General features: G+C 70.8%; 24 protein-coding genes. 12 read left to right on the top strand and 12 right to left on the bottom strand.

What is annotated here, in order from left to right; genetic code table 11:
* Positions 1–11: 11 nt before the first annotated feature.
* Complete coding sequence (locus tag AC3IYI_RS37990) at positions 12–1,283, top strand: amidohydrolase family protein (RefSeq protein ID WP_489407980.1); 1,272 nt, start codon at positions 12–14, stop codon at positions 1,281–1,283.
* Positions 1,284–1,408: 125 nt separating this feature from the next.
* Here AC3IYI_RS37990 and AC3IYI_RS37985 read toward each other — a convergent pair whose 3' ends face one another.
* On the bottom strand, positions 1,409–3,067 hold the full coding sequence (locus tag AC3IYI_RS37985; protein ID WP_489407979.1) for a carbohydrate binding domain-containing protein: 1,659 nt from the start codon (positions 3,065–3,067) through the stop codon (positions 1,409–1,411).
* A 259-nt stretch (positions 3,068–3,326) separates the two neighbouring features.
* Here AC3IYI_RS37985 and AC3IYI_RS37980 point away from each other — a divergent pair, with 259 nt between their 5' ends.
* Positions 3,327–3,860 carry a DUF4232 domain-containing protein gene (locus AC3IYI_RS37980; protein WP_489407978.1) on the top strand — a complete coding sequence of 178 codons (534 nt, stop codon included), beginning with the start codon at positions 3,327–3,329 and terminating at the stop codon, positions 3,858–3,860.
* A 42-nt stretch (positions 3,861–3,902) separates the two neighbouring features.
* On the opposite strand, the gene AC3IYI_RS37975 is transcribed toward AC3IYI_RS37980, so the two are convergent.
* Positions 3,903–4,343 carry a hypothetical protein gene (locus AC3IYI_RS37975; RefSeq protein WP_489407977.1) on the bottom strand — a complete coding sequence of 147 codons (441 nt, stop codon included), beginning with the start codon at positions 4,341–4,343 and terminating at the stop codon, positions 3,903–3,905.
* A 218-nt stretch (positions 4,344–4,561) separates the two neighbouring features.
* On the opposite strand from AC3IYI_RS37975, the gene AC3IYI_RS37970 reads away from it, so the two are divergent.
* The 3 genes from AC3IYI_RS37970 to AC3IYI_RS37960 all read left to right on the top strand — a co-directional run bounded on the left by AC3IYI_RS37970 (position 4,562) and on the right by AC3IYI_RS37960 (position 7,223).
* Positions 4,562–4,954, top strand: coding sequence for a VOC family protein (locus tag AC3IYI_RS37970; protein WP_489407976.1), 393 nt, complete (start codon positions 4,562–4,564; stop codon positions 4,952–4,954).
* 93 nt (positions 4,955–5,047) lie between these two features.
* Complete coding sequence (locus AC3IYI_RS37965) at positions 5,048–6,247, top strand: NAD(P)/FAD-dependent oxidoreductase (RefSeq protein ID WP_489407975.1); 1,200 nt, start codon at positions 5,048–5,050, stop codon at positions 6,245–6,247.
* Between the two features lie 85 nt (positions 6,248–6,332).
* Positions 6,333–7,223, top strand: coding sequence for a LysR family transcriptional regulator (locus tag AC3IYI_RS37960; RefSeq protein WP_489407974.1), 891 nt, complete (start codon positions 6,333–6,335; stop codon positions 7,221–7,223).
* A gap of 96 nt (positions 7,224–7,319) precedes the next feature.
* Here the strand turns inward: AC3IYI_RS37960 and AC3IYI_RS37955 are convergent, their stop codons facing one another.
* Both AC3IYI_RS37955 and AC3IYI_RS37950 read right to left on the bottom strand, forming a co-directional pair.
* Positions 7,320–7,982 carry a deoxynucleoside kinase gene (locus tag AC3IYI_RS37955; protein ID WP_489407973.1) on the bottom strand — a complete coding sequence of 221 codons (663 nt, stop codon included), beginning with the start codon at positions 7,980–7,982 and terminating at the stop codon, positions 7,320–7,322.
* A 3-nt stretch (positions 7,983–7,985) separates the two neighbouring features.
* Positions 7,986–8,108: a hypothetical protein gene (locus AC3IYI_RS37950; RefSeq protein WP_489407972.1), complete on the bottom strand. Its 123-nt coding sequence runs from the start codon at positions 8,106–8,108 to the stop codon at positions 7,986–7,988.
* 344 nt (positions 8,109–8,452) lie between these two features.
* Here AC3IYI_RS37950 and AC3IYI_RS37945 point away from each other — a divergent pair, with 344 nt between their 5' ends.
* From AC3IYI_RS37945 to AC3IYI_RS37930, 4 genes are all read left to right on the top strand, one after another.
* Positions 8,453–9,904, top strand: coding sequence for a purine-cytosine permease family protein (locus AC3IYI_RS37945; RefSeq protein WP_489407971.1), 1,452 nt, complete (start codon positions 8,453–8,455; stop codon positions 9,902–9,904).
* Positions 9,905–9,954: 50 nt separating this feature from the next.
* Entirely contained in the window at positions 9,955–11,124 is a 1,170-nt protein-coding gene (locus AC3IYI_RS37940; protein WP_489407970.1) for an agmatine deiminase family protein, read from the top strand.
* A 157-nt stretch (positions 11,125–11,281) separates the two neighbouring features.
* Positions 11,282–12,445, top strand: coding sequence for an agmatine deiminase family protein (locus AC3IYI_RS37935; protein WP_489407969.1), 1,164 nt, complete (start codon positions 11,282–11,284; stop codon positions 12,443–12,445).
* A 249-nt stretch (positions 12,446–12,694) separates the two neighbouring features.
* Positions 12,695–14,110 carry an amidase gene (locus AC3IYI_RS37930; RefSeq protein ID WP_489407968.1) on the top strand — a complete coding sequence of 472 codons (1,416 nt, stop codon included), beginning with the start codon at positions 12,695–12,697 and terminating at the stop codon, positions 14,108–14,110.
* Positions 14,111–14,145: 35 nt separating this feature from the next.
* On the opposite strand, the gene AC3IYI_RS37925 is transcribed toward AC3IYI_RS37930, so the two are convergent.
* From AC3IYI_RS37925 to AC3IYI_RS37915, 3 genes are all read right to left on the bottom strand, one after another.
* Positions 14,146–16,116, bottom strand: a complete 1,971-nt coding sequence (locus tag AC3IYI_RS37925) for a DUF2264 domain-containing protein (protein WP_489407967.1) — start codon at positions 16,114–16,116, stop codon at positions 14,146–14,148.
* A gap of 82 nt (positions 16,117–16,198) precedes the next feature.
* Entirely contained in the window at positions 16,199–16,930 is a 732-nt protein-coding gene (locus AC3IYI_RS37920) for a hypothetical protein (protein ID WP_489407966.1), read from the bottom strand.
* A 192-nt stretch (positions 16,931–17,122) separates the two neighbouring features.
* On the bottom strand, positions 17,123–17,782 hold the full coding sequence (locus tag AC3IYI_RS37915) for a TetR/AcrR family transcriptional regulator (RefSeq protein ID WP_489407965.1): 660 nt from the start codon (positions 17,780–17,782) through the stop codon (positions 17,123–17,125).
* A 105-nt stretch (positions 17,783–17,887) separates the two neighbouring features.
* On the opposite strand from AC3IYI_RS37915, the gene AC3IYI_RS37910 reads away from it, so the two are divergent.
* Entirely contained in the window at positions 17,888–18,922 is a 1,035-nt protein-coding gene (locus AC3IYI_RS37910; protein WP_489407964.1) for an aldo/keto reductase, read from the top strand.
* Positions 18,923–18,979: 57 nt separating this feature from the next.
* On the opposite strand, the gene AC3IYI_RS37905 is transcribed toward AC3IYI_RS37910, so the two are convergent.
* From AC3IYI_RS37905 to AC3IYI_RS37890, 4 genes are all read right to left on the bottom strand, one after another.
* Positions 18,980–19,243 carry a hypothetical protein gene (locus tag AC3IYI_RS37905; RefSeq protein ID WP_489407963.1) on the bottom strand — a complete coding sequence of 88 codons (264 nt, stop codon included), beginning with the start codon at positions 19,241–19,243 and terminating at the stop codon, positions 18,980–18,982.
* Positions 19,240–19,545: a DUF6247 family protein gene (locus tag AC3IYI_RS37900; protein ID WP_489407962.1), complete on the bottom strand. Its 306-nt coding sequence runs from the start codon at positions 19,543–19,545 to the stop codon at positions 19,240–19,242. Before AC3IYI_RS37900 ends, AC3IYI_RS37905 begins: the two co-directional genes overlap by 4 nt.
* 64 nt (positions 19,546–19,609) lie before the next feature.
* A complete protein-coding gene (locus tag AC3IYI_RS37895) occupies positions 19,610–20,284 on the bottom strand; it encodes a TetR/AcrR family transcriptional regulator (RefSeq protein WP_489407961.1) in 675 nt (224 codons plus the stop codon).
* Positions 20,281–21,333, bottom strand: a complete 1,053-nt coding sequence (locus tag AC3IYI_RS37890) for a redoxin domain-containing protein (protein WP_489407960.1) — start codon at positions 21,331–21,333, stop codon at positions 20,281–20,283. Before AC3IYI_RS37890 ends, AC3IYI_RS37895 begins: the two co-directional genes overlap by 4 nt.
* Before the next feature lie 152 nt (positions 21,334–21,485).
* Between AC3IYI_RS37890 and AC3IYI_RS37885 the strand changes: the two genes are divergently transcribed.
* Positions 21,486–22,397: an NAD-dependent protein deacetylase gene (locus AC3IYI_RS37885; RefSeq protein ID WP_489407959.1), complete on the top strand. Its 912-nt coding sequence runs from the start codon at positions 21,486–21,488 to the stop codon at positions 22,395–22,397.
* Between the two features lie 56 nt (positions 22,398–22,453).
* Here the strand turns inward: AC3IYI_RS37885 and AC3IYI_RS37880 are convergent, their stop codons facing one another.
* The gene (locus AC3IYI_RS37880; RefSeq protein WP_489407958.1) at positions 22,454–23,515 is read right to left on the bottom strand and encodes an oxygenase MpaB family protein; all 1,062 of its coding nucleotides are present in this window, start codon (positions 23,513–23,515) and stop codon (positions 22,454–22,456) included.
* Positions 23,516–23,613: 98 nt separating this feature from the next.
* Here AC3IYI_RS37880 and AC3IYI_RS37875 point away from each other — a divergent pair, with 98 nt between their 5' ends.
* Positions 23,614–24,264, top strand: a complete 651-nt coding sequence (locus AC3IYI_RS37875) for a TetR/AcrR family transcriptional regulator (RefSeq protein ID WP_489407957.1) — start codon at positions 23,614–23,616, stop codon at positions 24,262–24,264.
* The last annotated feature ends 124 nt before the right edge of the window (positions 24,265–24,388 follow it).

Raw genomic sequence — 24,388 nt, 5'->3', positions numbered from 1 at the left:
GGCGGGCCATCGTGCTCAGGAACGCCGCCCTCGTGCTCACCATGGAACCCGCCCTCGGTGACGGCCCTCTTGGCGCGGTCGAGCACACGGACGTCCTCATGCAGGACGGCGCCATCGCGGCCGTGGGGAAGCGGCTGCCCACGGCGCCCGGCACACAGGTGATCGATGCCGCCGGCCACCTGGTGATGCCGGGATTCGTCGACGTGCACACCCACCTCTGGCAGTCGTCGATGCGGGGCGGCTGCGCGGACCGCGACCTCTTCGGATGGCTGGCCGACTGCAACCGGGCGACGTTCTCCCGGATCACGCCCGCAGACATGTACCGCTTCGTCCGCCTCGGCGCCCTCGACTCCGTGCAGTCCGGCGTGACCACGCTCGTGGACTGGGTGGACGCCCTCCCGTACGACACGACGGTCCAGTACGTACGGGCCCTGGCCGGCACGGGCGTGCGGTTCACCTACGCGATGTTCCAGGCCGAGCGTGAAGCCTCACTGATCACCCGGACGAAGAAGGAGCTCATCGACCCGCTCCCCCTCGCCACGGCGCAGGTCGCCACCCACGCGGCACGGGCCATCAGGGGCCTCAACCGGCTGCATTGGGAGATCGCCCGAGACCTCGGCGTCATGCTCAACAGCCACCTCCTCGAACGCGCCGAGCAGCGCGCCGACGACCCGATCGGCACCCTTACGGACATCGGCGCGCTGGGGCCCCGGCTGCTCATGAACCACGCGATCCACCTCACGGACGACGAGATCGCCGCGATCGCAGCGCACGACGTACGGGTCGCACACTGTCCGCTCAGCAACATGCGCCTCGCCTCGGGGATCATGCGGCTGCCGGATCTCGGCCGACGCGGCGTCAAGGCCGGGCTCGGCCAGGACGGCGGGACCAACGACTCCTCGGACTTCTTCGCCCTCATGAAGGCGGCCATCGGCCTTCAGCGCGCACGCTCGCTGGAGGCCTCGGTGTTCCCCCAGGTGCACGACGTCCTGCGCCTCGCCACGCTCGGCGGCGCCGAGGCGATCGGCATGGCCGACACGGTGGGATCCCTGAGGCCCGGAAAACGCGCCGACATCATCGTGATCGACCCCGCCTCGCTCAACTTCGCGCCGCGATTCGACTGGATCAACCAGATCGTCTTCAACGGCCGCCCGGAAAACGTCCGCGCGGTCTTCGTGGACGGCCGCCCCCTCAAGCTGGGCGGCCGCCTCGTCGACGTCGACACCGACCGCGTCGTACGGGAAGCGGAATCCGCGGCCACCCGCCTGCGCGCCGTCTCCTGAGACCGGGCGCTGCCCCCGCATCAGCAGGGACCCGGGGGCTCACCGCTCCCCCGGGTTCCTGCCCGCTCGTTTCCACGTCCCCCTGAAGGTCAGGGGCTCAGGGGTTCAAGGGTTCAGCGCTGCGATCAACGACCTTGGAGGGACTTGACGTTGTCGCCGAAGGTCCAGCCCTTCGAGCCGTCCCAGTTGACCGACCACGTCATGAGCCCCTTCAGCGAACCACCGAAGGCGTTCCACGACTGGCTGACCAGGCTCGGCGTCATGTAGCCGCCGCCCGCTCCGGGCTGGGCCGGCAGGCCGGGCACCTGCTTGTCGTAAGGCACCTTGATCGTGGTGCCCTGGATGGTCAGGCCGTTGTTCAGGCACGTGGTCTGGGCGGTGAAGCCCTGGACGGTGCCGGCCTGGTAGGAGTCACCGGAGCAGCCGTACATGCTGCCGTTGTAGTACTGCATGTTCAGCCACCACAGCCGCCCGTTGTCGGCGTACTTCTTGATGATCGGCAGGTACGAGCCCCAGATCGACCCGTAGGTGACGCTTCCGCCGGTGACGTACGCGGTTTCGGGAGCCATCGTCAGGCCGAAGCCCGCGGGCATCTGGGCCAGCACGCCGTCGATGATGCGCACCAGGTTGGCCTGGGAGGCGGACAGCGTGTTGATGTTGCCGCTTCCGGTCAGGCCGGTCTCGATGTCGATGTCGATTCCGTCGAAGTTGTACTTCTTCAGGATCGGGACGACGGTCGCCACGAACTTGTCGGCGACGGTGCTGGAGCTCAGGTCGATGCCCGCGGTGGCACCACCTATCGACATCAGGATCGTCGCCCCGGCCGCCTTGGCCTGGCACATTTCGGCTGGGGTCGAGACCTTGACGCCGGCGTCCATGCCGTCCTGCCACAAGACGGTGCCGTCCGAGAGGATCACCGGGAAGGCGGCGTTGATGACGTTGTAGCCGTGCGCGGCGATCCGGCTGTCCGTGATGGGGACCCAGCCCATGCCGGGGTGGACGCCGTTCGCGGCGCCGTCCCAGTTCTCCCAGTAGCCCTGCAGGACCTTGCCCGACGGCTTGGGCTTCATGGGGCAGGTCTCGCCCGGCGGGGCGGTGGTCGGGGGCGCGGTGGTCGGGGGCGCGGTCGTCGGCGGGACGGTCGTCGGCGGCGGCGTGCTGGTCGGCGTGGGGCTGCTGCCGCCGGGGCCGGTGAGCGACACGTCGTCCGCGTGGTACGCGGGCTGCCCGTACCACCCGTGCAGGTAGACGGTCACCGTGGTGGTGCTCGGCCCCGTGGTGAAGCCGACGCTGAGCTGGCCGTACGACGGACTGTTAGGCGTCCAGGTGGACGGGGCACCGGTGATCCCGGTGCCGGTGGCTCCCAGGTAGACGTAGCTGCCCTGGACGTAAGCACTCAGCGTGTACTGGGAGTTGGGCTGCACGCTGACGGTCTGGACGCACTGGGCGTTGTCCTGGCCGGTCGGCGTGGCCTTGAGTGCGGAGGAGCCGGAACGGACCGGACTGCCGACGACCACGCCGGAGCCTCCGGAGCAGGTCCAGGCGGAGAGACCACTCTCGAATCCGGAGTTGACCATTAGGTTGGTGGCGACGGCCCCGGTCGTCGCAGCCCCGGCCGCGACGGAGCCGGCCACGGCAATGCCGGTTCCTATGACGGCGGCGGCGCTCACCCCGGCGAGGGAGCGGTTCAGGACGCTCGTTCCGCGATTGGCGCGTCCGGCCCGGTTCACACGAGGGCCGGCGTCAGCCGTCAGGCGCGGAGTACGTGATCTCCGACGGAACATGGTGCGCTCCATTCCCGCCGAGCGCCGTGGACATGACCGACGCGTGGGGGCGTGACGCCCGGCTCTGGGTGAGGTGGGGACAGGTGGGGCTGGTCCGGACCGGATCGTAGGAGGAACCGCAGGGCCGGTCAATAGGTCTGGACCAATAACGGAGAAGTGGCCTGTCGGGATCGGGACCCGATCCGCCACATCGGCCCCATCAGCTGGAACGTAGGGTCGAGGGATGCGTGCACAGGGGTGGGCGAGACGGATCGGCGCGATGGCTGGGGCGAGCGCCCTGACGCTGATGCCGGTGGGATGCGACTCGGTCATGGAGTCCATCGGGGAGTCCCCGCCTTCAGGCAGGGCCGAGCCCTGCCCCGAGGGCGGAGTACGGCTCGCCGAGGGAGAGGTGAACGCGGCGATGGGGCTGCGGGCGTCCGACTTCCAGCTGGTCAACTGCGGCTCGGCGGCATACGTACTGGAGGGCTACCCGGAGGTCCGGCTGCTGGACGGGCAGGACCGGCCCCTCCAGGTGGACATCGGGCACGGGACGAACGGCGTGACCACCCCGACCGCCGGCAGTGACGCGCCGCCGCAACGGGTGACGCTCCAGCCGGGCCAGGCCGCCACGACGGGACTGCTGTGGCGCAACCTGGTCACTGACTCGACCGTGCCCGCCACCGAGGGGCGGGTGCTGGAGCTCGTCCCCAAGCCGGGCGCGCCCCGGCTGACGCTGCGGCTGAAGGCGTCCGTGGACCTGGGCAACACCGCCAAGGTGGGGCTGAGCCCCTGGTCGGCGCTCGCACGCTGAGTCCAAGCCCTAGCGGGGCGCGTGGCGGGGAGGGATCCCCGGTCAGCGGCGGCCGGTGGCCAGGACGATGAGGAACTGGCCGCCGCCGGCCTGGATGTCGGCGGTCACCGGCATCCCCGGTACCAGCCGGGAGAACCGGTCCACCAGCCAATCCGCCGCCTCTTGCGCATCCTTCTTGGTCGGACAACGGCCCACCATCTCGCGTCCCCCCTTGCGCTCCAGCCTCTCGGCAACGGCGATCAGCGGCGCGGGTTCGACCACGTAAAGGCGCTCTGGCCAGGGGATGACCACCTTGACCGCGCCCTTGCGGGTGTTGCACCCGCGGTGCGCGAGCCGTTCGGTGACCTTGGCCTTCCGGTCGGCGGTCCGGCTGTCGACGCTGGGCCCCCGCGGGTCGTTCACCGACTCGTCGGGGTCGACCGGTTCGTCACACACCCAGCACTGCCAGCCGTCACGCTCTGCTACATCATCAAGGAGACTCACGCGAGCAAACTACCTCCCCGGCCGCCACCCCGCTCGCACCAGGGCCCTGGAAACGTCACAGCCGGTGGCAGGTGGCGCGGGGCGGCATGGAAGCTCGCCCGCCCCCGGATCGTGAACCGCTGGGTTAACTGTCGTTGCAAGACGAGACGTTGATCCACTTCCCCGCCGCGCCGATCCTTGACCGTGTCGGAAGGCGACCACCGGGAGGAGATCGATCCATGAACGTCATCGCGTCGGCGGTGTTGCTGACCGTCGGCGATCCGGCGGCATCGAGCCGGTTCTTCACCAGCCATCTCGGTTTCCGGGAGGTGCTGGTGGCGGAGGGTTTCATCCACCTCTCGCGCGACGACGCGGCCACTGACCTCGTCGTGCTGCAATCCGATCCACAGCCGCACCCCGGGCCGAGACAGCCGTCGGCTCCGCAGGCCGAGGTGGTGGTGTCCTTCACGGTCACCGACCTCCCCGGCGAGTACGAACGGCTGCGGCGAGAGGGTGCGCACATTGTGGTGCCGCTCCGTCAGGAGCCGTGGGGCGAACTCGTGTTGCACCTCGCCGACCCCAACGGCGTGCTGATCCAGCTCGTGGAGTGGGTGGCGCCTGCCGGCGCCTGACCTTTGTGATGCAGGCCACGCGGCTGGATCTGTCACATGGATCGGGCCGCCGGTGTCTTGTGCCCGGAACCCTTTGAAAGATGGAGACACACCATGAACGAGAAGAACACCGAAGTGGTCGTCATCGGCGGCGGGTACGCCGGTGTCATGGCGGCGAACCGCCTGACCCAGCGGGGCGACGTGACGGTGACACTGGTCAATCCGCGTGCGGACTTCGTCCACCGGGTGCGTCTGCACCAGTTGGTGGGCGGGTCCGATGCGGCGGTCATCGCGTACTGGGACGTCCTGGCCGAAGGGGTGTCCCTCGTCGTCGACACGGTGGAACGGATCGACGCGGACGACCGCAGCCTGGCGCTGGCCTCGGGCGCCACGCTCGCCTACGACTACCTGGTCTACGCGGTGGGCAGCGGCAGCGCCGACCCGGGCGTGCCGGGAGCGGCCGCGTACGCGTACCCGATCGCCACGCTGGAGGACGCGCAGCGGCTGCGTCCGGCCCTGGATGCGGCCCCGCCGGAGGCTGTGGTGACCGTGGTCGGGGCGGGTCCGACGGGCATCGAGACGGCCGCCGAGCTGGCGGAGCAGGGCCGCGCGGTGACCTTGGTCTGCGGTGGGGTGCTCGGTCCGTACCTTCACGCCCGGGGCCGCCGCTCGGTCGCCCGACGGCTCGCCCGGCTCGGCGTGAACGTTCTCGACGGCCCCGGCACGAAGGTGACGGCGGTGAGCGGCGACGCCGTGCAGCTTGCCGATGGACGCGAGCTGCCGAGCGGGGTGACGATCTGGACGGCCGGCTTCGGCATACCGGACTTGGCAGTGCGCAGCGGACTGAGCACGGACGTCCTCGGTCGCCTCCTGACGGATGAGACGCTGACCAGCGTGGACGATGGACGCATCGTCGCGGCGGGCGATTCGGCGGCCCCGTCGGGCCTGCCGCTGCGGATGAGCTGCCAGGCCGCGATGCCGATGGGCGCACGCGCGGCCGACACGGTCCTGAGCCGGCTCGCGGACGAGCAGCCCGCAACCCTCAACCAGTCGTTCGGTGCCCAGTGCATCAGCCTGGGCCGACGCGACGGCATCTTCCAGTTCGGCAACCGGTCGGACGTCGCGGTGTGGTTCAACATCGACGGCCGCCCGGGCGCGAAGCTCAAGGAACTCGTCTGCAAGGTCATCCCGAAGCACCTCGCCGACGAGGCCGGCAAGCCCGGCTCGTACAGCCTGCACGTCACGTCAGGAGACTCGCGCCGGCGCCAACTGGAGGCCACGCGCGCCGAAACGCCGACCGCGTCCAGAGCGTGATCACGCCTCACCCGGAGAGCCGGATGAATGTAGAGTTCCGCGCTGTTCGATAACGCAGGGTTGTCGCCGGAGAACTGCGGAGCCGGTGGAGCTGCGGGACATCGAGATCTTCCTGGTGCTGGCCGAAGAGCTGCATTTCGGCCGGACCGCGGAGCGGCTGCAGGTCTCCCCCGCGCGCGTGAGTCAGGCCATCAAGAAACAGGAGCGGCGCATCGGTGCCGAACTGTTCAGCCGCACCAGCCGGACCGTGCTCCTGACCGAGATCGGCCGACAGCTCCGCGACGATCTGCAACCGGTCTACGCAGGCCTGCACGCCTCCCTGGATCGTGCCCGGCTGGCCGCCCGCGGCATCACCGCACAGCTCCGCGTCAGCATGCTGCCCTTCAACGTCGTCGATCTGCACCCCTACTGGAAAGCGTTCCGATCCCGGTATCCGCAATGGGGACTCCAGATACGCCAGACGACCTTCACCGATGTGTTCGGCCAGCTCCGCTCCGGTGCCATGGACGTCGTCGTCGCCTGGCTGCCCGTGGACGAGGCGGACTTCACCGTCGGGCCGGCCCTGTGCACCGACTCCCGGGTCCTTGCCCTGGCTGCCGACCACGAGCTCGCGGGACGGGACTCCGTGCCCCTCGAGCTGTTCGCCGACTTCCCCCACGCCACGGCCCTCGGCCTGCCGGACTACTGGGAGGACAGTCACCTGCCCTTCCACACCCCACGAGGCCGGACGATCGAGCGCAGCATGTCCGCGGACACCGCCCACGACCTGATCAGCATGGTCGGCATGGGCGAGATCATCCACAGCTTTCCCGGCCATGTCACCAGGTACTGGGGGGCCATGCCGAACATCGGATGGCTTCCCGTCCCCGACCTGCCGACCATGACCTTCGCCCTGGTCTGGCAGACCGAAGCCGAGAACGACCTCATCCGCGCCCTGGCCCACACGGTGCGCGATCTGGGCACGTTCCGCTTCTGACCCGCCGAAGCCGCCGGGCAGGGCGAGCAGGCCGATCGTCGTCAGGTGACTCGCCCGGATTCGGCAGAATCCGGGCTGAGTCATGACATCGCGCCGTCAGACTTGGAGGCGGCTCTCCGCCAGGGCGTCCTTGACCTCGCGCACCACGCGGGCCGCGTCGTCGGAGCTGTGCACCACGTCGGTGTGATTCATGTCGATGACGAGGACGTCGCTGGCCGAGTAGTGCTTGTGCACCCAGTCGTCGTAGCCGGACCACAGGGTCCGGTAGTACTCGACGAGGCTCTCGTCCTGCTCGAAATCGCGGCCCCGCAGGCCGATGCGGTGCAGCACCGTCTCGAAGTCCGCCTTGAGGTAGACCATGAGATCGGGTGCCTTGCGGTACGGCAGGCCGTCGATCTCGCGCATCATCTCGCCCAGCAGCCCCTCGTACACCCGCATCTCGAGGGAGCTGATCCGGCCCAGGTCGTGATTGACCTTGGCGAAATACCAGTCCTCGTAGATGGAACGGTCCAGGACGTTGTCGCCCTGCTTGTACGCCTCCTTGATCGCGGCGAACCGCGTCTGCAGGAAGTAGAGCTGCAGGAGGAAGGGGTAGCGCTTCGCCTGGATCTCCTCGGGGCTCGCCGTGTAGAAGAGCGGGAGGATCGGATTGTCTTCCACGCTCTCGTAGAAGACTTCGCTGCCCAGCTCCTTGGCGAGCAGCTCGGCGACGCTCGTCTTGCCGATTCCGATCATGCCTCCGACGCAGATCACTGGCATACCTCACTTCTCCCTGGGGATCTTCTTGTTCGCGGGCGCGTGGGCCGGGCGCCCCACCCCACTGAGCCGCGTGGCGGTGGTCGCTCGATTCCCCATGATCTTCGCGATCTTCATGATCAGCGTCATGCGGTGCCGGTCCGAGCCGAGGCCCGGACGCAGGACGCCCTCCTCGACCGGCCGGACCGGCCCGTTCCGCAGAGCCGCGTACGGCGACGAGCCACCACCCCGCGGCCGCCCTGAAGCATAAATGACTCCCGGGGGCCTTTCGGGCGTGGAGGACGACGCCCCCTCCCCCGCCCGGGCATCGCGCGGGCGCAGCGACATCCCCGGCCCGGTCTCCGTCAGTTTTCAGCCCGTCAAAAGCATTGACTGAAATTTCCGTCAGTCCCTACTGTGAGCGCACCCCGACCGGCCCTGGAAGGTCAGGGCCGCTGACGGCTTCACGCAAGCCCCCGTGTACAGGAGCCCCAATGGCCCCAGTTGACTCACACCCGCACAACTCCGCATCTCCTGCGGGCATCGAACAGCACTCGATCGACTGGGTGCCCCTCTCCGAACGGCATGGCAAGCCCTCGAGCGTCGGGGCCATCTGGTTCGTCGGCAGCCTCAACCTCACCGGCCTGGCGACCGGCGTCGTGACGCTGTCCATGGGGGCTTCGCTCGTCTGGACCGTGGTCGCCACGGTCCTCGGCTCGCTCTTCGGGACGTTCTTCATGGCGTTCCACTCGGCCCAGGGTCCCCAACTGGGCTTGCCTCAACTGGTGCAGTCGAGGGCTCAGTTCGGCTACCTGGGCGCCGCACTCACGGTGTGGGTGTTCGCGCTCGTCAACTACATCGCCTTCAACACCTCCGACGCCCTGCTGTCCGGCCAGGCCATGAACCTGCTCACCGGAGTTCCCAACGGACTCGGCTATCTGCTGGCCGCCGCGGTGGCGACCGTGATCGCCCTGTTCGGGTACGAGTGGATCCACCGCCTGAACAGGTGGCTCACCTGGCCCTTCGTCGTGGTCACCGCAGCAGTCACCGTGTCCGCCCTGTTCGGCGGAGGGCTACCGGACGGCGTCTGGGACGCCGGCCCGCTCGACCTCGCCCCGTTCATGCTCGTCTTCGTCTTCGTCGCCGGCTTCCAACTGGGCTGGGCGCCGTACGTCTCGGACTACTCGCGCTACCTCAGACCCGACGTCCCCGTGCGCAGCACCTTCTGGTGGACCTACCTGCCCAGCGCCGTCTCCGGGATCTGGGTGTTCATCCTCGGCGCCGTGGTCTCGGCCGCCGCGCCCAAGGGCACGGATCCGGTGACCGCCCTGAAGCTGTCGGCTGACCGGTTGTTCAGCGGATTCGGCACGATCGCCGTCGTCGTCCTGCTCGTCGGCCTGCTCTCCATCATGGCGATCAACCAGTACGGCGGCAGCCTCACCATGATCTCGATCCTGGACTCGTTCCGGCCGGTCAAGCCGACGCGGACCCTCCGGGTGGCGACGATCGGGATCATGCTGGCGGCCGTCGGAACGGTCTCCACCCTTGTCGGCATCGACCAGTTCAACTGGTTCTTCGCCAACGTCGTGGTGGTGCTGACGTACTTGTTCATCCCCTGGACGGCCATCAACCTGGTCGACTTCTTCTTCGTCCGGCGCGGCCTGTACGTCGTCAAGGAGATCTTCAACCCGCACGGCATATACGGCCGATGGGGCTGGCGAGGAAATCTCGCCTACGGCATCGGCCTGGCCTGCATGGCGCCGTTCATGGTCATCACCGGCCTCTACGTCGGTCCCGTCGCGGAGCTCCTCGGAGGCGTGGACTGCTCGATCGCCGTCGGCCTCCCCGTGGCCGGCCTCCTCTACTGGGCCTTCGCCCGGAGTCTCGATCTGGCCACCGAGCGCCAGATGGTCCGAGAGGAGGGACTACTGGCCCCACCCCACTGAACATCCCGCAGTGCACGGACAGAACGCACCCTTCCCACAAGGAGCACCACGTGAAGACAGAGCACAACGGCGCCACACCGGGCATGAGCCGCAGAACCCTCCTGACCCGAACCGGAGCAGTAGCGGCCGGTTTGGCGGTGGGGCCCGTACTCGGCGGCATGCAGCCGGCCCAGGCCGCATCCTGGCGCGTACCGGGGGAAGAGACCTCGCACAAGCGAACCTGGATGGCCTGGCCCTCCAGTTACACGATCTGGGGCAGCACGCTGTCCAAGATCCAGACGGACATCGCCAAGCTCGCCAAGGAGATCGCCAAGTACGAGCCGGTCACGATGTGCGCGGACGGCTCGTCAGCCGCATCGCAGGCCCGGAGCATGTGCGGGTCCACCGTCACGGTGATCAGCTCGGTTCCCGTCTCGGACTGCTGGATGCGGGACACCGGACCGCTGTTCCGCGTCGACGGCGCCGGCGGCCTGGACTCGATCGGCCTGAACTTCAACGCCTGGGGCGAGAACGCCACGAGCTTCTACGGCATCCCCGGCTCCGCCTACAACAAGGACCGCGTCGTCGCGCAGAAGCTCGCCGCTTACACGGGCGTCGCGTTCACCAAGGCCGCCGTGGTCGGCGAAGGCGGCGGTGTGGAGTACGACGGCGACGGCACGCTGATGGCGACCGAGAGCTGCTGGGTGAACAGCAACCGCAATCCCGGCAAGACGCGCAGCCAGATCGAGGCGGAGCTGCTGGCCCGGTTCGGCGCCACGAAGATGATCTGGCTGCCCGGCGTCTACGGGGAGGACGTCACCGACGGCCACATCGACGGGACCGCCCGCTACATCAAGCCCGGTGTGGTGATGGTGCAGCTGAACGGCGCCGTACGGCCGGCCGTCTGGACCCAGAACGCCCAGGCCATCCGCGACGTCCTGGTGAACGCGACCGACGCCAGAGGACGCCGGCTGCAGGTCCTCACCATCGAGGGCCCCGACACCTTGCCCCGCATAGCGGCCGGCAAGCGGGCCGACTTCCTGAGCTCGTACATGAACTGGACGGTGACCAACCAAGCGGTGATCACCACCCAGTTCGGCGACACCGCCAAGGACGCGGCGGCCAAGACGGCCATCGCGGCCGCCTACGGCAGGCCCGTCGTACAGCTCAACCTCGACTACCTCTACGGCAACGGCGGCGGCGGCGCGCATTGCGTCACCATGCAGGAACCCAACCGCTGAACAACCGGCCCGGGTCCGCCTCGAGGCCCGGGCCGGCCTCCGATCATCCACTCCCTGACTAAATTTTCAGTCACATCGGCCAATCCATTGACTGAATTTTCAGTACGGACCAGGATGTGAGACGCATCTCTCTTGCTCTTGTTCACCAGGGAGTCCCATGACCAACACCCCAGCCACGTCCCGACGCAGGCTGCTCCAGTTCGGCGTGGCGGCGCTGCCGCTCGCGGCCCTTGGCTCCGCCCTGCCGACGGTCGCCCGGGCGGCCACGGCCGACAGCGGCTCCACCGCGCTGCGGATGCCTGCGGAAGAGGGCCGGCACGTCCGTACCTTCATGGCCTGGCCGGCGCTTTCCTCCGTGTGGGGCAACAGCCTCGGCGGGGTACGCAGGGACATCGCGAACGTGGCGTACGCGATCTCGCGCTACGAGCCCGTCGTGATGCTGGCCCGCGCCGGTCAGGCCGCGGATGCCCGGTACCTGTGCGGGAGCGGCGCCTACTACGGAATCGATGTCATCGAGATAGCCAACGACGACCTGTGGATCCGGGACTTCGGCCCCACCTTCGTCGTGGGCGCCGGTGTGATCGCCGGGGTGGACACCAACTTCAACGGATGGGGGAAGGCCGGCACGTCGTACGCCCAGCCCTTCGCCAACGACGCCGTGGCCGCCGAGACGCTCCTCGGTCAGTACGGGGTCAACCGGATCCAGGCGTCGTTCGTGGGCGAGGGCGGCTCGCTGGAGACCGACGGCCAGGGCACTCTGCTGGCCACGGTGAGCTCGATGGTCAACAGCAACCGCAATCCGGGCACGTCGCAGGACCAGGTCGAGCAGGCCATGAAGGCGGCGCTCGGCATCGACAAGGTGATCTGGGTCCCTGGCCTGGCCGGCCAGGACATCACCGACTGCCACATCGACTGCCTCGCCCGCTTCACCGCGCCCGGCAAGGTCATCCTGGACAAGCCCGGCCCGGGCGCCGACAGCAAGTGGATCGCGGTCTACGAGGAGACCGCGCGGATCCTCAAGAGCGCCACCGACGCCCAGGGCCGCGCGCTGGCCATCACCGAACTCCCCGGTCCGGACCGCAGCGCCATCCGCGGGCAGGGCAACGACTTCCTGTCGAGCTACACCAACTACTACACGGTGAACGGCGCCGTCATCGCTCCGCAGTTCGGTGACGGCTACGCCGACGGCCTGGCCTACACCATCCTGCAGTCCGCCTATCCCAGCCGGAACGTCGTCCAGCTCAACATCGACAACATCGCCTCCGGCGGCGGAATCCACTGCGCCACCCAGTCGCAGCCGGTCGTACCCCCGCTGGTCTGACACCTCGGAACTGTCCGTCGGCGTCGGGCCGAGCACCCGACGCCGGCGGGCGGGTCGCGGTGGTGACCCGCTCGGCGCTTGTGCCGCCTGGAATGCGTCGGCACACACGGGCGCGCAGCGGCAGCGCTTCGCTCGGAACGGGTGCCCAATCACCCTGTCCCATCGATGACTTGCGAAATCCTCGCGTGTTACCTGCTGGTAGGGAATGATGGCCCGACGACCATCCACACGACGGGGGCTGACGCAGCGGTGACGACTTTCGACGAACGGACCCTCGTGCACGCGTTCCGGGACGACGCGCTGGGAGAGCACGACGCCGTCGGTCTCGCCGCGGCGATCCGACGGGGCGAGGTCTCCCCCGCCGAGGCCGCGCGGGACGCCGGGGCGCGGGTGCGGGCGGTCGACGCACGGCTCGGCGCGGTCCAAGTGCACGTCGACAGCCCGGCGCATGCCGTCGGGACGGGCGGTGCCTTCGCCGGGGTGCCGACCTTCGTCAAGGACAACACCGACTTCCAGGGGCTGCCCACGGGCCACGGCAGCGCCGCCTTCCGGCCGAGGCCGGCTCGGCGGCACGCACCGTTCACCCGGCAGCTCCTGAGCAGCGGCGTCACCGTTCTGGGCAAGACCCGGCTGCCCGAATTCGGGTTCAGCCCGACCACCGAGTACGACGGTGCGGAGCCGGTGCGCAACCCCTGGCACACGGACTACTCGGCGGGCGGTTCGTCCGGCGGCAGCGCGGCTCTGGTGGCCGCCGGCGCCGTGCCGATCGCCCACGCCAATGACGGCGGTGGCTCGATCCGCATACCCGCGGCCTGCTGTGGACTCGTCGGGCTCAAGCCGTCCCGTGGACGCGTCGTGCCCAGTGCCCTGGGCCGCCAACTGCCGCTCGACATCATCTCCGACGGAGTCGTGAGCCGTTCCGTGCGGGACGCCGCCGCCTTCCTCGCCGCTGCCGAGACGTACCGGCGGAGCCCCGGACTGCCGCCCGTCGGCCTGGTCGAAGGCCCCTCGGCGCGCCGGTTGCGCATCGGCTTCGTGCTGGACTCGCCGAACGGTGTCCACTCCGACGCCTCCACCCGTGCGGCGGTCACGGAGACCGTGGAGACGCTCGGACGGCTCGGACACACCGTGGAGCCGGTGGAGTTGGGCATGGATCCGAGTTTCACCGACGACTTCCTCACGTACTGGGGGATGCTGTCCTTCCTCCTCGGCGTGACGGGCCGGACCCTCGGCGCGGACTTCGACCGGCACCGCATGGACGGCCTCAGCCAGGGGCTGCGCGAGGAGTACCTGAGGAACTGGCGGCGCACTCCCGGCGTGCTGCGGCGGCTGAAGCGTACGAAGGAGGCCTACGCGGCGTCCTTCCGCGGGCTCGACCTCGTGATGTCGCCGGTGCTCGCCCACACCACGCCGCCGATCGGCCACCTCAGCCCGACCGTTCCCTACGCGAAGCTGATGGAGCGGATCCTCGCGTACGTGGCCTTCACGCCGGTCGACAACATCGTCGGTACTCCGTCGATCTCGATGCCCGCCGCCAGCGCGACGCCGGACGGGCTGCCCGTCGGTGTCATGTTCGCCGCCCGTCCCGGTGGTGAGCGCAAGCTGCTGGAGATCGCCTTCGAGCTGGAGGCCGACCGGCCGTTCCGGCGCATTCAGGACCAGTGACGTAGCCGGCAGGAGACGTGCGGGGCCTGCGGCCGCTACCCGGTGGCGCTGACCGGTGGCGGGTGCTCCACGCTCAGGGGCTCGAAGGCGATGCGGGTCAGCGATCCGTCGTCCGCCCATCGCACCTCGATGGAGCTGTGGTCCGCCGTCACCCCGATGAGCGCCTCGGCGATCGGCGCCGGATCCGGCTCGCCGGTGCCGGTGCCGGTGAGCGCGACGAGCGCCGCGTACAGGCCCGTTCCCCCGGCCTCGGCCGTCAGCCGGGGCACGCTCGCCCATCGTGTGAAGGCGGTCCCGGCCGGCGCCCTCGCCGCGTCCCGCGCCTCCCAGCCGTGGACCGGGTGGAGCTCCGAGCGCAGTGGGTCCTCGGGCCCCGTGGCCCAGCCCGTCTGTTCCACGCGGGCTCCGTACGGGGCTCCGTGCACCCGGTGCACACGCAGTTCGTGCCGGCCACGGACGAAGGTCACGCTCTCCACGCGCAGGCCGGGGACGGTCGGCGCGCCCGTCGGGAAGACCGGCCGGTGCCAGGACGCGGCCCAGCCCCAGCCGTTCCCCTGTCCGGTGCCCAGCGGGTGGATGCGCCGCCGGGCACTGCGGGCGCTTGCCACGACCACGGCGAGGTGGTTGTCCGGGGTGTTGGCGCCCGTGGTGGGGCCGCTGCGGGTGGAGTAGGCCTGGCGGGAGTAGAGCGGGTCCTCGTCGCGGGCCGCTTCCGGCTGGTCCGGCCCGACGTGGTCGCTCCCGTGGTTGTGTAGTCGTACGATCCCGTCGGCGCGGGTGGTCTGGATCAGCAGCCCGGGCGCGGTCAGCGCGAGCACCCGGTCGGGTCCCTCACTGGGCGCGGGCTCTTCCGTCGCCGTCCACAGCGGGTGCGTCGCCGGGGCGAGCAGGCAGACGAAGGCCTTGGAAGCCCAGTACGGCGAGGCCGGCCCGGAATAGCGCTGCAGGGTCGCCTCGTGCGGGCCGTGCCAGCCGAGGCCCAGCAGGCCGTCGGAGCCGACGGCGCCCCGGTCGAGGAAGTAGCGCAGTGATCCGCTGATCAGGCGGCGCGAGGTGCCGGGGGTGAGCGGGGTGTGGCCGGTGGCGGCGCCGAGGCCGACGGCGGACGCGGCGCCGAAGCGGTAGGTGAGGGAGCGCCCGAAGTGGATCGGCGCCCCGTCCGCCCCGAAGAGGAGGGAGAAGCCCTCCAGGTGGGCCCGCAGGCGGTCACCGTGCGGGGCCCGCCGGTCGGCCCGGTCCGGCGGGAGCGCCGGGTCCGGCGGGAGCGCCGGGTCCGGCGAGGCGTCGAGGTGGGCCAGGTGGGCGTCGAGCACCGGATACAGGTGCAGCGCCCAGCCGTTGTAGTGGTCGAAGGCGCGGCCTTCGCCGTCGGCGTACCAGCCCTGGCCCGCGTACCAGCCCTCCAGGAGGTCGAGGGCGCGGCTGCGGACCCTGGCCGTCTCGTCGTCGCCGCGGCCCACGGATTCCAGGAATCCGGCCACGGTGTAGGGGAAGAGGTACCAGTTGTTGGGGGCGGGCACATGGCGCAGGGCGCCGCGCAACCACGCCTCCGTCCGGTCCCGCACCGCGCTGTCGAGGCGGTCCCACAGCCACGGCCGGGTCAGCCTCAGCCCGAGGGCCACCGAGGCCGACTCGACCATGGGCTGGCCCCCCGCGTGCACGTCCCGGATGACCGGCCAGGACTCCGCGTCGTCACGACCAGGCGTCCGGGTTCCCGCCGCCAGGCCGTCCGCGTACCGCTCCAGCCAGCCGTACGGGTCCGCTCCCCCGGCCCCGGACACGCGGAACGCCGCGGCGAGGAAGGTGCGTGCGTACCCTTCGAGGCCGTCGGAGCGCACCCCGGAGGCGGACGGCCGTCCCGGCAGGTCGAGCAGGGCCCCGCGCGGCGTGGCCCACCGCCAGGCCGCGCGCAGCAGCCCGTCGGCCACCGCTTCCCAGTGCGCGCGCGTGTAGCCGGTGTGGGGGCTCAACACGCGGTCTTCGCGGGGCAGTCCGGGAAGGGTCATGCGGGGATCTTGATCGAATGGCCACAGCGGGTCAAGAGAGCGGATCAAGGCGGGTCGAAACGATCGAGCGGTGGTCGGACGGTCAGGCCGAGGCGTCCCAGGCCGTCGTCAGCCCGTCCAGCCACGCGGGCGGCAGCTCCGCCGCGTCCCACTCCTCCCGCAGCGCCTGCGGCTCGGCGACGAGCCGCTCCAGTACGGCGATGCTCGTAGCGGAGTGAACGAGCGACAAACGGCCGTGCACGGTGATGGCGCTGCCCGCTCCGAACCTCGCGAACAGCCGCCCCAGCCGGTCCCGGTGTGCCTCGGTGAACTCCGTCAGCCGCCCCGCGTAGCGGGCCCGCTGCCTCGTGCTCATCGTGGCGAGCACGGCGGTGAGCACCTCCTCGGTCGCCTCCGGATCCAGCTCCGAGACCTCCGCGAACGACAGGTACAGGGGTGTGAGCGCCACTTGTGCCCGCTCCACCTCCATGCGCCTGGCCCGCGGGCGCAGTCCGGCCGCGTCCTGTTCCCCGTCGGGGCTCACCACCCGGACCAGGGTCCGCTCGGTGACGGCGCCCAGCTCCGCCAAGAGGTCCCCGGCGCCGTCGAGCCATCCCGACTCGTACGGCTCGCCCTTGTCCCCCGGCGCGCTCCGCTCCACGCCGCTGAGTTCCTCGTGCGCGAGCGCGAGCGTGCCCGCCTCCAGCAGACCGATCAGTTCGCGCGCGTCACCGGCAGGGACCCCTGCTCGTGCGAGGAGCTGCAGGAGCGTCGTCCTCGCGTTGTCGACACTGACCTCGTCCGGCCACTGCCGTCCCTCGTCGGCCCCGCTCATCAGATCCTCTCCGTTCTCGGCCACCGCACCGCCCAGCGCTTCATTGTGACCGAGCGCCGTCGGGGAGGCCGGACCCGGCTGTCCCCTGTTCATCCCCGCTGTTGCGGGAACTGGCTTCCTGAGCTGGGACTCTATGCGGCGGTGGGCCGATGTCGAGCACTTTCCCGGCATCCGGCAATCTACCCATAACCACTACACCTCCCGTACGTACGCCCCCGTGCGGGCGGCCGCCGCGGCGGCGGCGGCGGAGCGGTCGGCCGCGGCGTCGTCGAGCGGGAGGGCCGTGGTCAGGAAGCGGTAGTAGAGGGGGGCGGACACCGCGCGGATCACCTCGTGCGGGTCGGTGCCCCCGGGCACCTCGCCGCGGGCCAGGGCGTCCCGGACGCACGGCGCCCACTCCTCGACGCGCACGGCGTAGAAGCCGTGCAGCGCTTCGGCCGCCTCGGGGTCGCCGGCGGCGGCCGCGATCACCGCCTTGAACAGGGCCCCCTGGCGGGGATTCGCCAGGGTGCGGCACACCAGCCGGGCGTTGGCCGTCAGGTCTCCGAGGAGCGAGCCCGTCTCCGCCCGCGGAACGGACTGCTGCGCCATGTCCAGCAGCACGTCCGCCATGAGGCCGCCGACGGTGCCCCACCGGCGGTAGACGGTCGTCTTCCCGACGTCGGCGCGCCGCGCGACGTCGGCGAGGTCCAGGTGGGCGAAGCCCCGCTCGGCCAGGACGTCCTCGGCGGCCCGGAGCACTGCCTCGCGCACCCGCGCCGTACGCCCTCCGGGCCGCGCACTGCCGGGCCCGGCGCCTGGCTCGGAGCCTGGTTCGGCCACGCGGTCCGGCCCGGCTTCGGCGAACTCCATAACGGGACTCCAGTTCCATTAACTGTCGGGACTTGCTACGCTCGGGCCATCTTAACGAAACCACGGTCCCATTAAATGGAGCCGCGGGTGAGGAGAGGATGCGTCATGGAGTACAGGCGGCTGGGTGCGTCCGGGCTTCTGGTCCCGGAACTGAGCTTCGGAGCGGGCACCTTCGGCGGGCAGGGGCCGCTCTTCGGCGCCTGGGGCGACACCGGCGTGCAGCAGGCGCGCCGCCTCGTGGACATCTGCATCGACGCCGGCGTCACGATGTTCGACACCGCCGACGTCTACTCCGCGGGCGCCTCGGAGGAGGTCCTGGGAGCCGCTCTCAAGGGGCGCCGGGACCAGGTACTCATCTCCACCAAGGCCGGTCTGCCCATGGGCGACGGCCCGGGCGACGCAGGGACCTCCCGGTCCCGCCTGATCACGTCCGTGGACGACGCGCTGCGCCGCCTGGACACCGACCACATCGACCTCTTCCAGCTACACGCCTTCGACGCCGGCACTCCCGTCGAGGAGGTGCTGTCCACCCTGGACGACCTGGTCCGGGCGGGGAAGATCCGCTACACCGGCATCTCCAACTTCTCCGGATGGCAGGCGATGAAGTCACTGGCCGCAGCCGACCTGCACGGCCGCCCTCGCTACGTCGCCCATCAGGTCCACTACTCCCTCGTCGGCCGCGACTACGAATGGGAGCTCCTGCCGCTCGGACTCGACCAGGGTCTGGGCGCGATCGTCTGGAGCCCGCTCGGCTGGGGCCGGCTCACGGGCAGGATCCGCCGCGGTCAGCCGCTGCCCGCCGGCAGCAGGCTGCACGACACCGCCGACTACGGCCCGCCGGTCGAGGACGCGTACCTCTACCGCGTGATCGACGCCCTGGACGAGATCGCCGCGGAGACCGGCCGGGCCGTCCCCCAGATCGCCCTGCGGTGGCTGCTCCAGCGGCCGACCGTGTCCTCCGTCATCATCGGCGCCCGCAACGAGGAGCAGCTGCGCCAGAACCTCGGCGCGGTGGGCTGGACGCTCACCCCGGAGCAGATGGCGAAGCTCGACGCGGCGAGCACCCGCACAGCCCCCTACCCCTACTTCCCGTACCACCGGCAGGAGGGCTTCGCCCGCCTCAACCCTCCGGCGGTCTGAGCCGACTGAACGGCCCGAGCAGTCCGAGGGGCCTGAGGGCGCCCTCCGCTCCGGCCTTCAGCCGACGAACCACAGGATGTTCAAGACGGACAGGCGGTGCAGGGGCCGGTTGATCCAGTACGTGAGGGACACCCGGCCGACGGAGGCCAGCCGCACGTCCTGCCCCTCGGGGTCGTCGGGGTTCCACTGGGGGAACCCCCAGGGATCGGCCACGGCGGCGTCCAGGACGTCCCAGACCGTGTCCCCGGCGTGCTCGGGCAGGGTGTCGAGAACCTTCGCGGCCGGCCCGGAGAAGCGGATCGCGTACGGCTGTCCGGTCACCGGCGCCCGCTCCGCGGCTCGGCCGCCTCCACGAAGCCGCTGTCGTCGTAGCCGGACGCGACGAAGGCGTCGACCGCCGCGGCCGAGGCGAGGCGGGCCTGCCAGTCCTGGAGGGTCTCGTACAGCGCGGCGAGGGAGAACGTGCGGCGGGACTCCTCCAGCGCGGCGGTCCACTCCCGCTCGAAGGCCGGCACCCACTGCGGGGCACGCCGGTCGGTGCGCAGCTGGTCGAGGAGTTCGGCCGGGGCTCCGGGTGCGGGGGCGTACGGCGTGACGGTGGCGTGGTCGGGCTGCGCGCTCATCGGCTGTTCCTCCCGGCGGGTCGTACCCCCACGGTACGCGCGCGGGAGGGCGCATGACGCTCGCTCACGACGACCGCATCGAGGAGTTCCCGGGTGAGCCATCATCAGCCGCTCGAACAGCGGGCTGCGCAGGAAGGAGGAATGCGGCTACCGCGGCTCTGGTGAGGGTTTGGTAGCGGTGCTCCGCCGTCTCGGCCGTGAAGTGGCCCGCGAGTTCCAGGGTGATCGAGCCGTGCGCGGCGGCCCAGATGACGTCCGTGACCTCGTCGACGTCCACGTCCGGGCGGAAGACGCCGTTCGCCGCGCAGGCTCGTACGGCTTCTCGGAGGACTTCCAGGCTGGCGGCGGCGACCTCGCGGGCCTCCGGGGTGGGGGCGAAGCCGGGGATGAGGCCGGCGAACATGACCTGGTAGAGGTTGCGTTCGGTCAGGGCGTTCTCGCGGTAGGCGCGGCCCAGGTCGGCCAAGTGGGTGGGCGGGTCGGCCGATGGAGGGACGGCCTCCAGGCTGCGGCGCAGGCGGGCGAAGCCTTCCTGGTACAGGGCCTCGGCGATGCCGTCCTTCGCGCCGAAGTGGCGGTAGAGGACCGTGGTGGAGCAGCCGGCCGCGGTGGCGATGCGGCGCATGGTCAGGGCGGCCGGGCCTTCCGCCGCGAGGAGTTGGGCGGCGAGGTCGAGGAGGGCGGCGCGCAGCGCTTCATGGCCTTGGACCTGGGCACGGGAGTAGAGGTCGCCGCTCATGCCTGCTGCCAGTCACCGAGGGGGCGGTAGATCGGGATGCCGGCTTCGGTGAGTGCGGTGCGCTTGGCGAAGTACTCGTCGCCCATCGGGTCCAGGCCGCGCAGGGGCATGGTTCCGCGCCAGATCGTCAGGTCCTGTGGTGCGAGCTCTTCGGCGCGTGCGAAGTGCCGTTCGGCTTCTGTCGCCCGGCCGGCCCGGTGGAGCCACAGGGCCAGGGCCGCTTCGGTGCGGGCCTGCTGCTGGCCGGCCGTGGCGCGGCGGGTGTGCCGGGCGACGTCCTCGTGGGACAGTCCGCTGTCGCCGGTGAGGACCCAGCGGTCGAGGGCGGCCAGCGCCGCGCCGGAGTCCAGGCCCGACAGTTCGCGGAAGAGGTCGGTCGCGAACTGGGTGTCGTTGGGGCGGGCCACCTTCCCCTCTTCGTCGATCCACAGGACGGTCGGGACGTTCAGGACGTCGTAGAGGTCGGACACGGCTCCGTCGGTGTCGATGAGTGCGGGGTGGGTGACCGCGGCCTCGGCGATCCACGGCGCGGCGTCGGCGGCGCGGCGGTCCACCGCGACGCTGAGGACGCTGAAGCCGTGCCCGGCGAGTGCGGCGTGGCGGCGCTCCCATTCGGGGAGGTCGTAGCGGCAGCCGCACCACGAGCCCCAGAAGACCAGGGCGACCTTGCGGCCGCGCAGGTCGCTCAGCGAGTGCGGCACACAGTCGACGTCGGGGAGGGTGAAGTCCGGGGCGGTGGCGCCGGCGAGGGCCTGTGCGCGTTCTTGCGCGGAGACTCCGAGGGCGATGACCCCGGTGTCGGTCGCGACCGGGCGGTCGAGGAGGCCGGCGAACGCCACCGGGTCGAGCAGACCGTCGTGTTCGGCCCGGGCGGCGGCGGAGGCGGGCACGCAGAGGTCGCCCCGGCACCAGCCGTGCGGCTTGCGGACCCAGCCGAGGGCCTCTTCGGCCGCCTCGGGGGTCAGGAGGATCCGGCCCGCCGGGCCCGCCTGTGCGGCTACTACCGTTTCCCTGCCGTCGTCGAGGATCGTGATGTGCACGCCGTCCATGGCAACCCCCTGCTGCGTCCGCGCGAAAACTGCGTCTCACAAAAATAACAACGTTATCGGCTTACGGCAAGGGCCATCGTGAGGGTGGACGATGCCCGGACGCCCGCAGTCGGCCCCGTGCCGATGTCCGGGCGCTTCCGTACCCTGGCGGCATGCGTACGCGTCCCACTTTGAGCTGGACCCCGACCGCGGACCTGCCGCCCGGCACCACGGACCCGGGGCCGGTCGCCGACGCGCTGCGGGCCGGCGGGGTGCTGGTGCTCAGCGGGGCCGGGATGTCCACGGAGTCGGGCATCCCCGACTACCGGGGTGAGCGCGGCAGCCTGAGCCGGCACACGCCCATGACGTACCAGGAGTTCACTTCCAGCGCTCGGGCCCGGCGCCGCTACTGGGCACGCGGCCACCTCGGCTGGCGCACGTTCGGGCGGGCCGTGCCCAATGCCGGGCACCGGGCCGTCGCGGCGTTCGGGCGGCACGGGATGCTCTCGGGCGTGATCACCCAGAACGTCGACGGACTGCACCAGGCCGCCGGCAGCGAGGGAGTGGTGGAACTCCACGGAAGCCTGGGCCGGGTCGTGTGCCTCTCCTGCGGAGCCCTCAGCCCCCGCCGGGAACTCGCCCGACGGCTGGAGGAGGCCAACACCGGCTTCGCGCCGGCGGACGTCGCACTGAACCCGGACGGTGACGCCGACCTCACCGACGACCAGGTCGGAGACTTCCGCCCGGTGCCCTGCGCGCTGTGCGGCGGCATCCTCAAGCCGGATGTGGTGTTCTTCGGCGAGACCGTCCCGCCGCAGCGGGTCGCACACTGCCGCGAACTGGTCGACGCGGCGACCTCGCTGCTGGTCCTGGGCTCCTCGCTGACGGTGATGTCGGGGCTCCGGTTCGTGTCCCAGGCGGCCCGGGGCGGGAAGCCCGTACTGATCGTCAACCGGGACCCGACCCGCGGCGACCGCCACGCCGCCACCCGGGTCGCACTCCCCCTGGGAGCGACCCTCACCGCCCTGGCCGACGGCCTGGGCGTCCCCCTCGACCGGCAGGCCACGGACCACGCCACGACATGATGCGGTCCGCCGACGCCCGGAACCGGGCGTCGGCGGGCGGAGCTCCCCGTCGCGCGTCAGGCCAGCGGGCCCAGTACCTCCTGGGATTCGACGAGTCCCTGGTCGCTCGCAGGCTTCCCGTCGCCGAAGACCCGTACCGCCTGGCGCGCCCGGAACTCGGCGTGCGCCTCGGCCGGCTTCGCGTAGCCGTGGCGGGTGCGGGCCTGTTCGGGGGTGAGGACCTCCTTGGTGCGGGGAGGTACGCCGAGCTTGACGGGCGCGACCACCTTGACCGTGGAGGGGGAGAGCATCCCCAGCAGGAACAGTTCGACCCGGGGGCTGAGGTGGGCGAGCGCGAAGGACGTCCGCATGACCGGTACGACGAGGACGTCCAGGAGGCGGGACTGCCGGATCTGCGCCATCTCCCGCATCCAGCGCGGCATGGTGGCGATGGTGGCGATCCGGTGCGTCCTGGCCACGACCATCCGCGCGGGCCTCATCCACCACGGGGTCGGCGGGAGGACGAGGTCGGTGTTCAGGAGGTGGTTCATGGCCTGCCGGGCGATCGGGCTGGCCTCCAGCCGCGGGCGCATGCGCTCGAAGTACGCCCGGATCCCGGCGCGATCGCGCGGGACGTCGTCGGGCGAGCAGGTCTGGAACTCCGCGGCGAGGGCGCAGGACTCCCAGTACTCCGCCTCCTCCTCGGCGGTGAGCTTGCCGGGCCCGTACTTCTCGTAGGCGTACAGGATCGAGTGCCAGCCGGTGAGCTGTATCCACAGCTGCGAGGCGGGGTCGTTGGCGTCGTAGGTGCCTTCGCCGTAGGGCAGTTGACCGATGGCCTTCGAGTGGACCTTGACCAGGACGTCCGCCGCCTTGCACACCTGATCCGAGCCGGCGAAGGCCACCATCGCGAAGTAGCGCAGCGTGCGGTCGTAGCGGGTGCGCGTGCGGTCGTAGATGCCCTGGGTGCCGTGGACCGCGGCCACCAGCGGCGGGTCGAGTTCCTCCACGACCACGGAGCGCTGGAAGCCCACCGTGGGAGCCGTCGGGTAGCTCCACACCTTCCAGACCACCGATCCGGGACCGAAGAACCCGTAGTCCTCGTGCGGTTCGACCTCTTTGCCGTGCAGTCGGGCCATCAGACCGCTCCCTCGTGTTCCTGGCAGCGGGTGCGCACCGCTCCCCCAATAAGACAGGACTGTCTTAAATTAAGACACGACTGTCGTAAGATGCCAAGGTGTCGACACCGACGCCTCCGAACGACAGGCCGCGCACGCGGCGCCCCTACGCTCCGCGCGTCCCGATCGCCGAACGCCGCGAGCAACTCCTCGACGCGGCCCTGGCCGTGATCGTGAGCGACGGCTACGCCCGGGTCTCCATCGACGCGATCGCCAAGCGGGCGCGGGTCGCGCGCTCGGTGGTCTACGGGGCCTTCGACGACCTCGACGACCTGCTGCTCACCCTCCTCGACCGCCAGCAGGAACGCGCCTACACCCGCCTGCTCACGAGCGTTCACGACACCCGCCGCACCCACGACCCGGTCGACTTCGCCTGCGAGGCGGTCCACCGGATGGCCGCCATGCTGCGGGAAGACCCGGACACGTGGCGCCTGATCCTGCTGACTCCGGCGACCACTCCCCCGGCCGTCCACGCGCGCATCGAAGCGGACCGGGAGCGGTTCCGGCGCCGGGTCGCCTCATGGATCGAGTCCGCGCCGGCCCCCGAAGGGCCCGCACCGGACCCCGAGGTCCTCGCCCACGCGCTGGTCGCCGCCGCGGAACACTTCGCACGCCTCGCGCTCACCTCCGCCGACGCGATGGATTCCACCCGGCTCGCCGGCCAACTGCGGCTCCTGCTCGGCGGCATCTGGCCCTCGCCCCCGGCGTAGGCGACGCCCCCGAGGAGTGAAGCGCGCCGCGGAGCAGCGCCGCCGCAACGCCACCACCTGCGACGTCACCTCCGTCTGCCGCCACGCCCGGTGCCCCGCGATCCACGCCGGACCGGCCGCCACC

The organism is Streptomyces sp. GL_148, from assembly GCF_057834205.1.
The sequence above is the reverse complement of the archived record's forward strand: the minus strand, read 5'-3'. Positions and strand labels throughout refer to the sequence as shown.

What these genes read in the sequence shown, in the direction of transcription:
- AC3IYI_RS37925 (WP_489407967.1), bottom strand. Translation starts at nt 16,116, where the DNA reads ATGACCCTTCCCGGACTGCCCCGCGAAGACCGCGTGTTGAGCCCCCAC.
- AC3IYI_RS37935 (WP_489407969.1), top strand. Translation starts at nt 11,282, where the DNA reads ATGACCAACACCCCAGCCACGTCCCGACGCAGGCTGCTCCAGTTCGGC.
- AC3IYI_RS37910 (WP_489407964.1), top strand. Translation starts at nt 17,888, where the DNA reads ATGGAGTACAGGCGGCTGGGTGCGTCCGGGCTTCTGGTCCCGGAACTG.
- AC3IYI_RS37955 (WP_489407973.1), bottom strand. Translation starts at nt 7,982, where the DNA reads ATGCCAGTGATCTGCGTCGGAGGCATGATCGGAATCGGCAAGACGAGC.
- AC3IYI_RS37945 (WP_489407971.1), top strand. Translation starts at nt 8,453, where the DNA reads ATGGCCCCAGTTGACTCACACCCGCACAACTCCGCATCTCCTGCGGGC.
- AC3IYI_RS37965 (WP_489407975.1), top strand. Translation starts at nt 5,048, where the DNA reads ATGAACGAGAAGAACACCGAAGTGGTCGTCATCGGCGGCGGGTACGCC.
- AC3IYI_RS37920 (WP_489407966.1), bottom strand. Translation starts at nt 16,930, where the DNA reads ATGAGCGGGGCCGACGAGGGACGGCAGTGGCCGGACGAGGTCAGTGTC.
- AC3IYI_RS37985 (WP_489407979.1), bottom strand. Translation starts at nt 3,067, where the DNA reads ATGTTCCGTCGGAGATCACGTACTCCGCGCCTGACGGCTGACGCCGGC.
- AC3IYI_RS37950 (WP_489407972.1), bottom strand. Translation starts at nt 8,108, where the DNA reads ATGACGCTGATCATGAAGATCGCGAAGATCATGGGGAATCGAGCGACC.
- AC3IYI_RS37895 (WP_489407961.1), bottom strand. Translation starts at nt 20,284, where the DNA reads ATGAGCGGCGACCTCTACTCCCGTGCCCAGGTCCAAGGCCATGAAGCG.
- AC3IYI_RS37980 (WP_489407978.1), top strand. Translation starts at nt 3,327, where the DNA reads ATGGCTGGGGCGAGCGCCCTGACGCTGATGCCGGTGGGATGCGACTCG.
- AC3IYI_RS37900 (WP_489407962.1), bottom strand. Translation starts at nt 19,545, where the DNA reads ATGAGCGCGCAGCCCGACCACGCCACCGTCACGCCGTACGCCCCCGCA.
- AC3IYI_RS37970 (WP_489407976.1), top strand. Translation starts at nt 4,562, where the DNA reads ATGAACGTCATCGCGTCGGCGGTGTTGCTGACCGTCGGCGATCCGGCG.
- AC3IYI_RS37890 (WP_489407960.1), bottom strand. Translation starts at nt 21,333, where the DNA reads ATGGACGGCGTGCACATCACGATCCTCGACGACGGCAGGGAAACGGTA.
- AC3IYI_RS37880 (WP_489407958.1), bottom strand. Translation starts at nt 23,515, where the DNA reads ATGGCCCGACTGCACGGCAAAGAGGTCGAACCGCACGAGGACTACGGG.
- AC3IYI_RS37885 (WP_489407959.1), top strand. Translation starts at nt 21,486, where the DNA reads ATGCGTACGCGTCCCACTTTGAGCTGGACCCCGACCGCGGACCTGCCG.
- AC3IYI_RS37915 (WP_489407965.1), bottom strand. Translation starts at nt 17,782, where the DNA reads ATGGAGTTCGCCGAAGCCGGGCCGGACCGCGTGGCCGAACCAGGCTCC.